The 15,009-nt window shown below is 47.0% G+C and carries 11 protein-coding genes, 2 tRNA genes, 2 rRNA genes and 1 riboswitch; of the genes, 5 read left to right on the forward strand and 10 right to left on the reverse strand.

What is annotated here, in order from left to right; translation table 11 throughout:
- The 4 genes from TI10_RS25745 to TI10_RS22565 form a co-directional block, all read right to left on the reverse strand.
- Positions 1-1,319: ribosomal RNA gene (locus TI10_RS25745) — 23S ribosomal RNA — on the reverse strand; the annotation flags it as partial.
- A 162-nt stretch (positions 1,320-1,481) separates the two neighbouring features.
- A tRNA-Ala gene (locus TI10_RS22555) sits at positions 1,482-1,557 on the reverse strand.
- A gap of 130 nt (positions 1,558-1,687) precedes the next feature.
- Positions 1,688-1,764, reverse strand: a tRNA-Ile gene (locus tag TI10_RS22560).
- A 69-nt stretch (positions 1,765-1,833) separates the two neighbouring features.
- Positions 1,834-3,378, reverse strand: a 16S ribosomal RNA gene (locus TI10_RS22565).
- Between the two features lie 583 nt (positions 3,379-3,961).
- Between TI10_RS22565 and purH the strand changes: the two genes are divergently transcribed.
- Positions 3,962-5,551, forward strand: a complete 1,590-nt coding sequence (gene purH, locus TI10_RS22570; protein ID WP_049585668.1) for a bifunctional phosphoribosylaminoimidazolecarboxamide formyltransferase/IMP cyclohydrolase — start codon at positions 3,962-3,964, stop codon at positions 5,549-5,551.
- A gap of 21 nt (positions 5,552-5,572) precedes the next feature.
- A complete protein-coding gene (gene purD, locus TI10_RS22575; RefSeq protein ID WP_049585670.1) occupies positions 5,573-6,856 on the forward strand; it encodes a phosphoribosylamine--glycine ligase in 1,284 nt (427 codons plus the stop codon).
- Between the two features lie 18 nt (positions 6,857-6,874).
- On the opposite strand, the gene TI10_RS22580 is transcribed toward purD, so the two are convergent.
- The 6 genes from TI10_RS22580 to nudC form a co-directional block, all read right to left on the reverse strand.
- A complete protein-coding gene (locus TI10_RS22580) occupies positions 6,875-7,552 on the reverse strand; it encodes a DUF1481 domain-containing protein (protein ID WP_049585672.1) in 678 nt (225 codons plus the stop codon).
- Between the two features lie 32 nt (positions 7,553-7,584).
- The gene (gene hupA / locus TI10_RS22585; RefSeq protein WP_012776594.1) at positions 7,585-7,857 is read right to left on the reverse strand and encodes a nucleoid-associated protein HU-alpha; all 273 of its coding nucleotides are present in this window, start codon (positions 7,855-7,857) and stop codon (positions 7,585-7,587) included.
- A gap of 186 nt (positions 7,858-8,043) precedes the next feature.
- Complete coding sequence (locus tag TI10_RS22590) at positions 8,044-8,634, reverse strand: YjaG family protein (RefSeq protein ID WP_049585675.1); 591 nt, start codon at positions 8,632-8,634, stop codon at positions 8,044-8,046.
- A 76-nt stretch (positions 8,635-8,710) separates the two neighbouring features.
- Complete coding sequence (nfi, locus tag TI10_RS22595; RefSeq protein WP_049585676.1) at positions 8,711-9,379, reverse strand: deoxyribonuclease V; 669 nt, start codon at positions 9,377-9,379, stop codon at positions 8,711-8,713.
- 4 nt (positions 9,380-9,383) lie between these two features.
- Positions 9,384-10,448, reverse strand: a complete 1,065-nt coding sequence (hemE, locus tag TI10_RS22600) for a uroporphyrinogen decarboxylase (protein ID WP_049585678.1) — start codon at positions 10,446-10,448, stop codon at positions 9,384-9,386.
- Between the two features lie 106 nt (positions 10,449-10,554).
- Positions 10,555-11,322 carry an NAD(+) diphosphatase gene (gene nudC, locus TI10_RS22605; protein ID WP_049585780.1) on the reverse strand — a complete coding sequence of 256 codons (768 nt, stop codon included), beginning with the start codon at positions 11,320-11,322 and terminating at the stop codon, positions 10,555-10,557.
- A gap of 161 nt (positions 11,323-11,483) precedes the next feature.
- Between nudC and TI10_RS22610 the strand changes: the two genes are divergently transcribed.
- From TI10_RS22610 to thiE, 3 genes are all read left to right on the forward strand, one after another.
- Positions 11,484-12,146 carry an HAD family hydrolase gene (locus TI10_RS22610; protein WP_049585680.1) on the forward strand — a complete coding sequence of 221 codons (663 nt, stop codon included), beginning with the start codon at positions 11,484-11,486 and terminating at the stop codon, positions 12,144-12,146.
- Between the two features lie 55 nt (positions 12,147-12,201).
- A riboswitch (TPP riboswitch) is annotated at positions 12,202-12,327 on the forward strand.
- A 103-nt stretch (positions 12,328-12,430) separates the two neighbouring features.
- Entirely contained in the window at positions 12,431-14,368 is a 1,938-nt protein-coding gene (thiC, locus tag TI10_RS22615; protein ID WP_049585682.1) for a phosphomethylpyrimidine synthase ThiC, read from the forward strand.
- Positions 14,352-15,002: a thiamine phosphate synthase gene (gene thiE / locus TI10_RS22620; RefSeq protein ID WP_049585683.1), complete on the forward strand. Its 651-nt coding sequence runs from the start codon at positions 14,352-14,354 to the stop codon at positions 15,000-15,002. The genes thiC and thiE overlap by 17 nt, the downstream gene beginning before the upstream one ends.
- Positions 15,003-15,009 lie beyond the last annotated feature (7 nt).

The raw sequence follows: 15,009 nt of genomic DNA on the forward strand, positions 1-15,009 counted from the left end.
GACATCATTCCGTCCTCTGTCTTCTGAAATCTGTCCTCTGAATGCCGCAGCTTCGGCGCATGGTTTAGCCCCGTTACATCTTCCGCGCAGGCCGACTCGACCAGTGAGCTATTACGCTTTCTTTCAATGATGGCTGCTTCTAAGCCAACATCCTGGCTGTCTGGGCCTTCCCACATCGTTTCCCACTTAACCATGACTTCGGGACCTTAGCTGGCGGTCTGGGTTGTTTCCCTCTTCACGACGGACGTTAGCACCCGCCGTGTGTCTCCCGTGATGACATTCTTCGGTATTCGCAGTTTGCATCGGGTTGGTAAGCCGGATGGCCCCTAGCCGAAACAGTGCTCTACCCCCGAAGATGAACTCACGAGGCGCTACCTAAATAGCTTTCGGGGAGAACCAGCTATCTCCCGGTTTGATTGGCCTTTCACCCCAGCCACAAGTCATCCGCTAATTTTTCAACATTAGTCGGTTCGGTCCTCCAGTTAGTGTTACCCAACCTTCAACCTGCCCATGGCTAGCTCACCGGGTTTCGGGTCTATACCCTGCAACTCATTTCGCCCAGTTAAGACTCGGTTTCCCTGCGGCTCCCCTATGCGGTTAACCTTGCTACAGAATATAAGTCGCTGACCCATTATACAAAAGGTACGCAGTCACCCCACCCCAAAACGCTCCACTGCTTGATGATTGTGTTGGGCGTCGCTGTCGCTCCGCCAACCGCGCATCAGTGATGTCGTTACGCATTTTGTGCGCCACGCAAAGCGAAACGCTTTGGTGGTGGGGCTCCCACTGCTTGTACGTACACGGTTTCAGGTTCTCTTTCACTCCCCTCGCCGGGGTTCTTTTCGCCTTTCCCTCACGGTACTGGTTCACTATCGGTCAGTCAGGAGTATTTAGCCTTGGAGGATGGTCCCCCCTTCTTCAGACAGGATTTCTCGTGTCCCGCCTTACTCGTCGAACTCACAACCACGCCATCTTCGAGTACGGGGCTGTCACCCTCTCTCGCCGGCCTTTCCAGACCGTTCCTCTGATGCTGTGGCTGATGCAGGTTCTGGGCTCCTCCCCGTTCGCTCGCCGCTACTGGGGGAATCTCGGTTGATTTCTTTTCCTCGGGGTACTGAGATGTTTCAGTTCCCCCGGTTCGCCTCATTAACCTATGGATTCAGTTAATGATAGTGCAACGTATTGCACTGGGTTTCCCCATTCGGACATCGCCGGCTATAACGCTTCATATCAGCTCACCGACGCTTTTCGCAGATTAGCGCGTCCTTCATCGCCTCTGACTGCCTAGGCATCCACCGTGTACGCTTAATTGCTTAACCTCACAACCCGAAACTGTCTCGGATTGCTCAGCTTGAGAGACTCGTCAATAATACCTCGGCGATATTATCGACTGTTTCAATTTTTCAGCTTGTTCCAGATTGTTAAAGAGCAAAATCATTCGCAGCATACTGTCGCCAATATACTCTGAATGACTTTTAGTATGGTGGAGCTAAGCGGGATCGAACCGCTGACCTCCTGCGTGCAAGGCAGGCGCTCTCCCAGCTGAGCTATAGCCCCATACAGAATCTTCCGCTATCACACGGTGTTATCCAAACCTTTTCATCACCGCCAGTTTCAACGCGAATCACGCAGTGTGCGCAAGCACATGAGTAATGCAGCGTTTAAAATGGCAAAGAGGAAAAGCGTTTGGTAGGCCTGAGTGGACTTGAACCACCGACCTCACCCTTATCAGGGGTGCGCTCTAACCACCTGAGCTACAAGCCTATCGCGATAACGTCATTCTCTTCTTTCATCAGACAATCTGTGTGAGCACTGCACTCAACGCATCTCAGGTAAGGAGGTGATCCAACCGCAGGTTCCCCTACGGTTACCTTGTTACGACTTCACCCCAGTCATGAGCCACAAAGTGGTCAGCGCCCTCCTTGCGGTTAAGCTACCGACTTCTTTTGCAACCCACTCCCATGGTGTGACGGGCGGTGTGTACAAGGCCCGGGAACGTATTCACCGTAGCATGCTGATCTACGATTACTAGCGATTCCGACTTCATGGAGTCGAGTTGCAGACTCCAATCCGGACTACGACAGACTTTGTGTGTTCCGCTTGCTCTCGCGAGGTCGCTTCACTTTGTATCCGCCATTGTAGCACGTGTGTAGCCCTACTCGTCAGGGCCATGATGACTTGACGTCATCCCCACCTTCCTCCGGTTTATCACCGGCAGTCTCCTTTGAGTTCCCGCCATTACGCGCTGGCAACAAAGGATAAGGGTTGCGCTCGTTGCGGGACTTAACCCAACATTTCACAACACGAGCTGACGACAGCCATGCAGCACCTGTCTCAGAGCTCCCGAAGGCGCAACCTCATCTCTGAGGTCTTCTCTGGATGTCAAGAGTAGGTAAGGTTCTTCGCGTTGCATCGAATTAAACCACATGCTCCACCGCTTGTGCGGGCCCCCGTCAATTCATTTGAGTTTTAACCTTGCGGCCGTACTCCCCAGGCGGTCGATTTAACGCGTTAGCTTCGGAAGCCACAGCTCAAGGCCACAACCTCCAAATCGACATCGTTTACAGCGTGGACTACCAGGGTATCTAATCCTGTTTGCTCCCCACGCTTTCGCACCTGAGCGTCAGTCTTCGTCCAGGGGGCCGCCTTCGCCACCGGTATTCCTCCACATCTCTACGCATTTCACCGCTACACATGGAATTCTACCCCCCTCTACGAGACTCCAGCCAACCAGTCTTAGATGCCATTCCCAGGTTGAGCCCGGGGATTTCACATCTAACTTAATTGACCGCCTGCGTGCGCTTTACGCCCAGTCATTCCGATTAACGCTTGCACCCTCCGTATTACCGCGGCTGCTGGCACGGAGTTAGCCGGTGCTTCTTCTGCGGGTAACGTCAAAATCCAGCTCTGTTCAAGCTGAACCCTTCCTCCCCGCTGAAAGTACTTTACAACCCGAAGGCCTTCTTCATACACGCGGCATGGCTGCATCAGGCTTGCGCCCATTGTGCAATATTCCCCACTGCTGCCTCCCGTAGGAGTCTGGGCCGTGTCTCAGTCCCAGTGTGGCTGGTCATCCTCTCAGACCAGCTAGGGATCGTCGCCTAGGTAAGCCGTTACCCTACCTACTAGCTAATCCCATCTGGGTTCATCCGACGGCGTGAGGCCCTTTCAGGTCCCCCACTTTGGTCTCGCGACATTATGCGGTATTAGCCACCGTTTCCAGTGGTTATCCCCCGCCCTCGGGCAGATCCCCAGACATTACTCACCCGTCCGCCGCTCGTCAGCAAAAGCGCAAGCGCTTTCCTGTTACCGCTCGACTTGCATGTGTTAGGCCTGCCGCCAGCGTTCAATCTGAGCCATGATCAAACTCTTCAATTGAAAGCTTGATGCTCAAAGAAACTGACTGTTAGTTCGTAATGAATTAACTGTTGTTCACTCTTCAAGACTTTAAAACGTATTTTTTTGTGATACGGTCTTGTGAGTGCCACACAGATTGTCTGATTAATTGTTAAAGAGCAGGCCGAATCAAAAATTAACATTCTCGTTCAGCCGGGCTGCGTATACTACGCTGTTCGCCCGCAGAGTCAAGTATTTATTGGCTTTTCTCTGCCTGGCCTGACAACGTTTATCAGCGTTGTGTCGGTCAGTGGTGGCGCATTATAGGGAATTCTTTGGTGCTGGCAATAATTATTTTGAAAAAAATTGATCGTTTGATTAATCCCACAGCAAAGCTCTACTTTATACCCACTTACCAACAGATTTATCCACATATGGCTAGTTGAATGAAAATTTATCGAGCATCACGCAAACGTTTTCGTTACAATTCGGTGGTTAAAATCATCAAGTGATTTTATCTGACTATATTGAAATGTTATTGCAGTGCCCATTTTTTATGTCCTGATTATAGTGGGTTCTTCCCAATGACATGTTACTGCCTGACAAAATCCAAGGGATCAAATCAATGCAACAGCTTCGTCCAATCCGTCGTGCCCTGCTTAGCGTTTCCGATAAATCAGGGATTGTTGAATTTGCAAAAGCCTTATCTCAACGCGGTGTCGAATTGCTTTCTACTGGCGGCACAGCTCGTTTACTCGCTGAATCAGATCTAAAGGTTACTGAGGTTTCAGATTACACCGGCTTTCCTGAAATGATGGATGGCCGTGTTAAGACGTTGCATCCTAAAGTGCATGGCGGAATCCTTGGCCGCCGTGGACAAGATGATGAAATCATGGCGCAGCATCAAATCTCACTGATCGATATGGTGGTTGTGAATCTATATCCATTCGCTCAGACCGTCGCCAAACCGGATTGTACTTTGGCAGATGCCGTTGAAAACATTGATATCGGCGGTCCAACTATGGTTCGCTCTGCGGCTAAGAACCATAAAGATGTCGCAATTGTGGTTAATAGTAATGATTACGAAAAAATCATTGAAGAGATGGATAACAATCAGGGGTCACTAACACAACCGACTCGCTTCGATTTAGCCATTAAGGCTTTTGAACACACTGCTGCTTATGACAGCATGATTGCTAACTATTTTGGCAAACTGGTTGCTCCTTATTATGGTGATACAACTCAACCATCAGGACGTTTCCCTCGTACTCTGAATTTGAATTTCATTAAAAAGCAGGATATGCGTTACGGTGAGAACAGCCATCAGGACGCTGCTTTCTATATAGAAGAGAATCTCTCTGAATCATCTATTGCAACTGCAACTCAGTTACAAGGCAAGGCTCTTTCCTATAACAACATTGCCGATACCGATGCAGCGCTAGAATGCGTTAAGGAATTCGCGGAGCCTGCATGCGTTATTGTTAAGCACGCTAACCCATGCGGCGTAGCAATTGGGAAAGATATCCACGAAGCTTATGATCGCGCATTCAAAACAGATCCAACCTCCGCTTTCGGCGGTATTATTGCTTTCAACCGCGAACTTGATATTAAAACTGCACAAGCGATTATCGACCGCCAATTCGTCGAAGTCATTATCGCCCCCTCAGTGAATAAAGATGTATTACCGGTGCTGGCTACCAAGCAAAATGTCCGCGTTCTGGTATGTGGTGAATGGCAAACCCGAATTGCTGGTCTTGATTTTAAACGAGTTAATGGCGGTCTACTGGTACAAGATCGCGATCTTGGTATGGTAGCAGCAACTAACTTACGTGTGGTTTCCAAACGTCAACCCACAGAGCAAGAAATGAAAGATGCTCTGTTCTGCTGGAAGGTTGCTAAGTTTGTCAAATCCAATGCCATTGTTTACGCAAAAAATGATATGACCATCGGTATTGGCGCAGGCCAAATGAGCCGTGTCTATTCCGCAAAAATTGCAGGGATCAAAGCAGCCGATGAAGGTTTGGAAGTTCAGGGATGCGCAATGGCGTCTGACGCCTTTTTCCCATTCCGTGACGGCATTGATGCCGCCGCGGCTGTCGGCGTGAGTTGCATTATCCAACCCGGCGGTTCAATCCGTGACGACGAGGTGATTACCGCGGCTGATGAACACGGTATTGCTATGATTTTCACCGGCATGCGCCATTTTCGCCACTAATCAATAGCAGGAGTTAATCTGATGAATATTTTAATTGTTGGTAGCGGTGGACGCGAACATGCTCTGGCATGGAAAGCAGCTCAATCTCCTTTAGCTGGTAAAATCTATGTCGCTCCAGGAAATGCAGGAACTGCTCTGGAAAGTAATCTCGAAAATGTTGACATCTCAGCGACAGATATCAACGGTTTGTTAGTATTTGCTCAAAGCCATGATATTGGACTAACTATCGTTGGCCCCGAAGCGCCATTGGTGATGGGTATCGTCGATGCATTCCAAAAAGCCGGATTGACTATTTTTGGTCCAACTCAAGCTGCCGCTCAATTAGAAGGTTCAAAAGCCTTTACCAAAGATTTTCTGGCACGCCATCAAATCCCAACGGCGGCTTATCAGAATTTTACCGAAATCGAACCCGCTCTTGCCTACCTGGATAAAGTCGGCGTTCCTATTGTTATAAAAGCTGACGGGCTGGCTGCGGGTAAAGGTGTGATTGTTGCAACAACACTGGAAGAAGCCCAATCCGCGATAAAAGATATGCTAGCCGGAAATGCATTTGGCGATGCAGGCCACCGTATTGTTATTGAAGAGTTTTTAGCCGGTGAAGAAGCTAGTTTTATCGTTATGGTCGATGGCAAGAATGTTATTCCAATGGCAACCAGTCAGGATCATAAGCGCGTAGGTGACGGCGACACGGGCCCAAATACCGGCGGTATGGGAGCCTATTCTCCCGCTCCAGTCGTCACCGATGAAATCCACCAGCGTATTATGGAAGAGATTATTTATCCTACCGTTAATGGTATGGCTATTGAGGGCCATGTCTATACTGGTTTTCTTTATGCCGGTTTGATGATCAACCAGAATGGCGAACCGAAAGTGATTGAATTTAATTGTCGCTTTGGTGATCCGGAAACGCAACCCATCATGATGCGTATGCGTTCTGATCTTGTTGAACTCTGTCTGGCCGGAGCAAAAGGCGAGCTTGCTGGTAAAACTTCTCATTGGGATGAGCGCCCTGCTCTGGGTGTGGTACTCGCTGCCGGCGGGTACCCTGCTGATTATCGCAAAGGGGATATTATTCATGGCTTGCCCCAACAAGAAAATGAAAGTAGCAAGGTTTTCCATGCAGGTACGGCAATGCAAGGCAATGACGTGGTTACCGCCGGTGGGCGCGTTCTATGCGTTACAGCATTGGGCGAAACTATTATAGATGCACAGAAAAATGCTTACCAACAAGCAGAAGAGATTGAATGGAATAGCTGTTTTTACCGCAAGGATATCGGATATCGGGCAATTAACCGCTTGAAGTAATCATAAAACTGACGAAGGTCAGAGGCTGTCCTTCGTCGGTTCCCAACGACAAAAGTCATTATTAGCCACCAATAATAATTCACGGCCGACAGGCGCTTCCAACCAGGCAATGGTTAATTGGCCGTAGCTGCTTTTTTCGCGCTGCTCAAGCCATGACCTCGCGTAAGGCTCAAACTCAACAGAAATCGTTTCACCTGCACAAGTAGTGACTTTACCGTTATTCCAGTGCCCTTGCATCAAACGCACATTTCCCACGATCAAAGCATCGCTTAATTCAAGCGTTCGTTTAGCGTCAAACTGCATACGAACAATATCATCGCTGGAAAGTAGTTCACGTCGCGTTTTCGACTGTTTTTGCATAAAAATCACATCACCGGATTTATCCAAACGAAGCTGTTCAGACAGTGGATTTTTATCATTCAAAATCTCACGACGAATTTGGCGCAAATCGCCCTGCTTATATTCATAAAAAGTCACGACAGTATTGTTATTACGGTAAGGGCTGTAAACACTCATTAGCACCCGAGGTTTACTATTCTGATCGTTGAGACGCCACAAGCGGACAACGCCATCATCTGCAATGAATCCACTTGCGCTGAAAGAAGGTTCTTTAGGTTGATTGGTACAGGCGCTGAGCGCGAAGACGAATCCTAGTGTCATCAGCCCCTGACGAACCAACAAAAGGGGATAAATCATACCCCTTCTATTTTTTCTTTTTTGCAATGAAATTATTTAACTGCGTCTTTCAGAGCCTTACCAGCAGAAAATGCAGGTACGTTTGCAGCCGCGATTGTAATTTCTTTACCGGTTTGCGGGTTACGCCCAGTACGTTCTGCACGGTGGTTAACTTTGAAAGTACCAAAACCGACCAGTTGTACTGAATCGCCCGCTTTCAGGGATTCGGTGATTGCATTCAAAGTTGATTCCAGAGCAGCTTTTGCCTGAGCTTTAGTCAGGTCTGTGCTTTCTGCGATTGCATCAACTAATTCAGTCTTATTCATAGATTATCCTTACAGTGTGTTTATCGTTTGCAAAGCATCGAGTGCGACGGATATGCCGAATGACAGCACCCCTGCATACACGCACCGATAGCCACTTCTTTTCACCCCCCAAATGTAGAACAGAGTGGGGGCAAAAGTGAAGCCTTTGGACATGGCATTTAAAGCATTAAATCACGTTTTTTCACTTTACTGCGTTAAATTTATGCCAATGTTACTCGTTCCTGACTCCCGGAGGTCAGCTTTCAATCCTTTAATCAACTCAATATCCCGCTCTTCGCAGCTAACCAATAAGCGATAAATTTCCCATTGGATATCCCACTCTTGTTCAATAGCAGGTAACATTTTCAGTTCTTCATCGGTCATTTCTTTCCCAGCCTGAGTCATTTCAAGCATAGCGACAGTGCGGATTGAAATTTCACTCACTGCAATTGCATGCTCCAATGTTTCACCACTCAGACGAGCATGAATAGTTTCCCCTAATGCAATACATGCATCAATTGCCGGGTACACACCGTAAATATTGTAATCATCCGCTGCGGGAATAACTTGTTCCAACTTTTCCAGCTGATTATCAAAATTCACCTTGGCATCTTTTACAACTAATATTTCCCACACCAAATCCAGAATACGGCGGTAAAGAGCAGGTTCTGCAAACGCTGTCTGGCGACAGAACATCTGGTAATTTGGATACATCCGCTCGCACAGACTTGCCATAAAGGTCAGATGCTGCCAGCCTTCAAGTTTTTCCAGCCGTAAATGTATCGGGTTTCGTAACATTAGTTTTTACTCATTATGCACAATTTGCTCCGCAGTTTACCTGAAATTCAAGAATATCCACACGCTTACACCGAATTTAAGGATTTTTCTGTATCATTTGTTCAAAAAATGGCCTATTTGAGGCTACGCCATCTGCCCAACGGGTTGTTTCAGGCAAGCGATAACCTTTCATACAACGTTCCACCCATAGCAATGCACTATCAAGACTGACTCGGTGCCCTGTAGAAATATACAATGGATTACAACGTTTTTTACTTCGCCATACCCAACCAATCTGTTCCTCTTTATCAAACAAAGGTTGGCAACTGCCGGGCTGTTCTCCCAATGGCTCACTTTCACCACATAAACGACGTTTCGCCACACCAATGGTAGGTACATTCGCCAATAAACCAAAATGGCTGGCAACACCTAAACGGCGTGGATGAGCAATGCCATGACCATCCACCATCACCAGATCAGGTATGTGTTTCAACAACTGCCAGGCAGCCATCAATGCTGGGTATTCACGGAAAGAGAGTAAACCGGGGATATAAGGCAGCGTAGTATCAATGCGGGCTACCTGATATTCCACCAGTTCAAGGGTAGGATAAGAAAGAACCGCTATCGCTGCGCGAGTAATCGCCCCCTGTTGTTCGAAACCCACATCAGCGCCAGCAATCAATTTAGGTGGGGAAAAATCATCATAACGGATAACTTGTTGAGCTTTTTCTATTTGTTCCTGACGTAGCGCTTTCGTATTAATCATATTTTTACTGATGATATTTAGCTGAAAGTTTATGTACCGCTTCGACAAATACACCCGCGTGTTCCGGCAGCACATCCTGATGGATACCATGACCAAGGTTAAAGACATGACCAGAACCCGCGCCAAAACCTTGCAAAATTGTCGAAACTTCCTGCTCAATCCGCTCTGGAGAAGCGTATAACATAGATGGGTCCATATTACCCTGCAAAGCGACTTTATTCCCCACACGACGGCGCACATCGGCAATATCTGTCGTCCAGTCCAAACCAAGCGCATCACAACCGGTTTCAGCCATTGCTTCCAGCCATTGCCCGCCACCTTTAGTAAACAATGTCACCGGCACACGACGACCTTCATTTTCACGGATCAGGCCATCAACAATTTTGTGCATATAATGCAAGGAAAACTCCCGATAATCCTGCCCCGTCAGTACCCCGCCCCAAGTATCAAAAACCATCACAGACTGAGCGCCTGCTTTAATCTGAGCATTGAGATAAAGAATAACGCTGTCTGCCAGCTTATCCAGCAACAAATGCATTACGGCAGGTTCGGCATACATCATTTTTTTAATTTTAGTGAATGCCTTACTGCTGCCCCCTTCCACCATATAAGTCGCCAGTGTCCACGGACTACCGGAAAAGCCAATCAAAGGAACCTGACCCGCCAACGCCTTACGAATCGCGCGTACTGCATCCATCACATAACCCAACTCCATTTCCGGATCAGGCACCGACAGTTTTTCCACATCAGCACGGCTGGAAACAGGAGATTTAAAACGCGGGCCTTCACCTGCTTCAAAATAGAGTCCCAGTCCCATAGCATCAGGAATGGTGAGAATATCAGAGAAGAGAATTGCCGCATCCAGCGGATAACGCCGCAAAGGTTGTAAAGTCACTTCACAAGCGAGTTCAGTGTTTTTACACAAAGCAATAAAATCACCGGCTTCAGCACGAGTAGCTTGATACTCAGGTAAATAGCGGCCAGCCTGGCGCATCATCCAAACAGGTGTAACATCAACGGGTTGACGTAGTAAAGCTCGCAAATAACGGTCGTTTTTCAGCTCATTCATGACAGGCTCCATCTATTTATTGGCCGCAATATAATCTGACTACAATGATTAGACGCCATTGTAACATGATAGGTAGATCTCTCCCGTTGAATTGCGCAACTGTACATTATGTATTTCGGCACAGAACAATCGTATCTTCAATCAACCGACGGGCAATAGTATTATGTGGCGGAATCAATGGCAGTTGATCATAATGATACCAACCTGCGCTAATTAGCTCTTTCGGATCATGACGGATCTCACCACCATCATAATCAGCCAGAAATGCCATCATCAATGAATGAGGAAAAGGCCACGGTTGAGAAGCCACATAACGTAAGTTGCGAATTTTAATATTACTCTCTTCCATCACTTCTCGGGCCACAGCTTCTTCGAGTGTTTCACCGACTTCAACAAATCCCGCCAGTACGGTGTAAATACCTCCACGATGACGCTGATGTTGAGCCAACAAAATATGATCATCCCGACGAATACCGACAATAATACAGGGTGCAATTTGCGGATAATAACGTTCATGGCAGTGATGACACAAACAAGCCCATTCATTAATACTATGGCGCATTTCACTACCGCAATAACCACAATATTGATGAGAGCGATAAAATTCCGCCAATTGCACTCCCCGGCCAGCTAATTGAAATAAACCGCGCTCACTTGAAATAATGTTTCGTAAAGAAACCATATTTGCAGCCATTTTCTGACGAATAAGCCAAACTTTCTCACCTTGCCACTCACCAATAAGCAAGGCTATTTTTTCTTGCAGTGACCATTGAGTTGCCATTCCAAAAGGTAATTCGCCTTTAGGGAGCCAAATACGATTTTCATCGCTGATAACCCACCAGCCACTTTCTGTACCTGTAATTTGTTGTTGCATCATCACTATGACATCTTAATTTTAATATCTGTATAAATCATACTCTTTTTAATCAAAAAAGCGTGCTTTATTACTATTGCCATATACCATATTGCTCGATTTAACTGTAATAAGCATTATTCTCAACTATTAATATACTTTGACCCGAGGAACATAACACCATGTCACAATTGCTTGCCGTGTTTGATCTAGATGACACCTTAATTTCCGGGGATTCCAGCACTATCTGGACAGAATTTTTATGGGAAAAAGGCATCATTACTGATCCAAGTTTTATCGAGGCAGATAAAAAAATGATGGCTGATTACAGCGCAGGCTCATTGGATATGAGTGGTTATCTGGCATTTAGCCTGCAAACACTGCATCAAATTCCACAAGAACAAGTTGATCTTTGGCTGACTGAATTTATTAACGAAAAAATCAAACCTCGATTTTATCCGCAAGCCAAAGCGCTTATTACTGAGTATCAACAACAGCAAGTCCCAGTTATTATCATCTCAGCCACAGTCTCTTTTATTGTGAAAAAGATTGCCATCGAATTAGGTATTCACACTGCTCTGGGCATTGATATGGTGGTGGAAAATGGCTGTTATACCGGTCAAATAGACGGTATTGCGACTTTTCGTGAAGGGAAAGTTAAACGAATAAAACAGTGGCTGGAACAACAAAATAATTATCCTGAAATTATTCGTTTTTACAGTGATTCAATTAATGATCTACCAATGTGTCAATTCGCCGACGAAGTCATTACGGTCAATGCCGATACCCGTTTAAAAGCCCAAGCACAACAACATGACTGGAAACAATTAACCTGGTCACTGTAAATACTTTCAATCAGTAAGGGTTGTAGTTTTCACAATCCCTTCTATACTACTGCTTACTTTCTTGTCGGAGTGCCTAGCGTAAGCTGTCTTATCGCAGCATACACAGGCTGAGACCGTTAATTCGGGATCCGCGGAACCTGATCGGGTTAATACCTGCGAAGGGAACAAGAGTAATCAACCGCTGTCAGCCCACCCAATTTTTCACGGGTCTGTCCAGCCATCAATTATTACTCCTGCGAGCTCCAGACAAGCAACTTTCCCAATAACACAGTTAGGAATTTGCTATGTCTCACAACACTATTATCCCTGCAACTGATATTTCACCCAAACTCCCGCCTGCACGCCCACGTAAAGCACAACGCGATGCCGCTCAAGAATTTATTAATTCTATTCAAGGAGTGACATTCCCAAATTCACGACGAATTTATCTTCAAGGTTCCCGTGACGATATCCAAGTTCCAATGCGTGAAATCCAATTATCGCCCACGTTAATTGGCGGCACCAAAGAAGAACCTCAGTATGAAGAAAACGAAGCCATCCCGGTTTATGATACTTCCGGCGCTTATGGCGATCCTGATGCCAAACTGGATGTACATGTTGGGTTAACCAAACTACGCCAACCGTGGATCGATGAACGCCAAAATACTGAACCTGTTGCTACCCTCAGCTCTGATTTTACGCAGCAACGCCTGACGGATGCCGGTCTCGATCATTTACGTTTCAACCATCGCCCCCATCCATTAAAAGCCCGTAAAGGCAAATGCGTTACTCAACTGCATTACGCCCGTAAAGGCATCATCACACCAGAAATGGAATTTATCGCACTACGGGAAAATATGGGACGAGAGCGTATCCGCGGTGATGTGTTACGCCAACAACATGCTGGACAAAGTTTTGGCGCTCAGTTGCCGGAAAATATCACGCCAGAATTTGTCCGTCAGGAAGTCGCGGCTGGTCGAGCAATTATTCCCGCCAATATTAATCACCCTGAATCAGAACCGATGATTATTGGTCGCAATTTTCTGGTGAAGGTTAACGCTAATATCGGTAACTCTTCTGTCACCTCTTCTATTGAAGAAGAAGTAGAAAAATTAATTTGGTCTACTCGTTGGGGCGCAGATACGGTAATGGATCTCTCTACTGGCCGTTATATCCACGAAACCCGCGAATGGATCTTACGTAATAGTCCAGTTCCCATCGGTACAGTCCCTATTTATCAGGCACTGGAGAAAGTCAATGGCGTAGCGGAAAATCTCACCTGGGAAATGTTCCGTGATACCTTGCTGGAACAAGCAGAGCAAGGGGTAGATTACTTCACCATTCATGCCGGTGTATTACTGCGCTATGTACCGATGACAGCCAAACGCCTCACTGGAATTGTCTCCCGCGGTGGTTCCATTATGGCGAAATGGTGTCTGTCTCATCATCAAGAAAACTTCCTTTACCAACATTTCCGTGAAATTTGTGAAATCTGCGCTGCTTATGATGTTTCCCTCTCATTGGGGGACGGTTTACGTCCCGGCTCTATTCAAGATGCTAATGATGAAGCGCAGTTTGCAGAACTGCACACATTAGGTGAACTGACTAAAATTGCCTGGGAATATGATGTTCAGGTGATGATCGAAGGCCCCGGACATATTCCTATGCAGATGATCCGCCGTAATATGACGGAAGAATTGGAACATTGCCACGAAGCCCCTTTCTATACCCTTGGCCCACTCACAACAGATATTGCACCCGGTTATGACCATTTCACTTCCGGTATCGGCGCAGCCATGATCGGCTGGTTTGGCTGCGCCATGCTCTGTTATGTAACGCCGAAAGAGCATCTCGGCTTGCCAAACAAAGATGATGTTAAACAAGGGCTGATTACCTACAAAATCGCTGCTCATGCCGCCGATCTCGCTAAAGGCCATCCGGGCGCACAAATCCGCGATAACGCCATGTCTAAAGCACGTTTTGAATTTCGTTGGGAAGATCAATTTAATCTGGCGCTCGATCCCGATACTGCTCGCGCCTATCACGATGAAACCCTACCACAAGCCTCCGGTAAAATTGCGCATTTCTGCTCTATGTGCGGACCTAAATTCTGTTCTATGAAGATTTCTCAGGAAGTACGCGATTACGCCGCGGGTATGGAACAAATGTCCGAAGCATTCCGCGCCCACGGCGGCGAGTTGTATCACAGCGTAGAGGATGTATCCCATGAACAATCTGCCTAACGCGCCATTTGCCCCAACTAAATATAAATTGGGCCTGTATCCGGTCGTGGATTCGCTAGAGTGGATTTCCCGCTTGTTAAAAGCAGGCGTCACCACAATTCAGTTGAGAATTAAAGATCGACCAGAAGATCAGGTGGAGGAAGAGATTCAGCAAGCTATTATGCTCAGCCGCCAATACAACGCTCGTTTGTTTATTAACGACTACTGGCGACTGGCAATAAAGCATGGCGCTTATGGTGTCCATCTGGGGCAGGAAGATTTAGTTATCGCTGATCTGAACGCCATCCAAAAAACAGGATTGCGGTTAGGAATCTCTACCCACGATGAACAAGAGCTAGCACGAGCAAAATCCCTATGTCCGTCTTATATCGCTCTCGGCCACATTTTCCCAACCACGACCAAAGAGATGCCATCTTCTCCACAAGGACTGGAAGCGCTGAAACGGCAGGTAGAAAACACACCAAACTATCCCACTGTCGCCATCGGCGGAATTTCTCCTGAACGTGTATCGGATGTCATTGCAACCGGAGTCGGCAGTGTGGCGCTGGTGAGCGCAATTACCAAAGCAAAGGATTGGCGTCAGGCAACCGCACAACTGCTTCATCTGGTTGAAGGTATTGAGTTGAAGGGATAGAGAGGTT

It is taken from the genome of Photorhabdus luminescens subsp. luminescens (genome assembly GCF_001083805.1).
In the GTDB taxonomy this organism is placed as follows: Bacteria; Pseudomonadota; Gammaproteobacteria; order Enterobacterales; family Enterobacteriaceae; genus Photorhabdus; species Photorhabdus luminescens.

Excerpts from the sequence above, each read along its gene's own strand:
- thiC (WP_049585682.1), top strand. The coding sequence starts at position 12,431 with ATGTCTCACAACACTATTATCCCTGCAACTGATATTTCACCCAAACTC.
- nfi (WP_049585676.1), bottom strand. The coding sequence starts at position 9,379 with ATGATTAATACGAAAGCGCTACGTCAGGAACAAATAGAAAAAGCTCAA.
- hemE (WP_049585678.1), bottom strand. The coding sequence starts at position 10,448 with ATGAATGAGCTGAAAAACGACCGTTATTTGCGAGCTTTACTACGTCAA.
- hupA (WP_012776594.1), bottom strand. The coding sequence starts at position 7,857 with ATGAATAAGACTGAATTAGTTGATGCAATCGCAGAAAGCACAGACCTG.
- nudC (WP_049585780.1), bottom strand. The coding sequence starts at position 11,322 with ATGCAACAACAAATTACAGGTACAGAAAGTGGCTGGTGGGTTATCAGC.
- thiE (WP_049585683.1), top strand. The coding sequence starts at position 14,352 with ATGAACAATCTGCCTAACGCGCCATTTGCCCCAACTAAATATAAATTG.
- purD (WP_049585670.1), top strand. The coding sequence starts at position 5,573 with ATGAATATTTTAATTGTTGGTAGCGGTGGACGCGAACATGCTCTGGCA.
- purH (WP_049585668.1), top strand. The coding sequence starts at position 3,962 with ATGCAACAGCTTCGTCCAATCCGTCGTGCCCTGCTTAGCGTTTCCGAT.
- TI10_RS22580 (WP_049585672.1), bottom strand. The coding sequence starts at position 7,552 with ATGATTTATCCCCTTTTGTTGGTTCGTCAGGGGCTGATGACACTAGGA.
- TI10_RS22590 (WP_049585675.1), bottom strand. The coding sequence starts at position 8,634 with ATGTTACGAAACCCGATACATTTACGGCTGGAAAAACTTGAAGGCTGG.
- TI10_RS22610 (WP_049585680.1), top strand. The coding sequence starts at position 11,484 with ATGTCACAATTGCTTGCCGTGTTTGATCTAGATGACACCTTAATTTCC.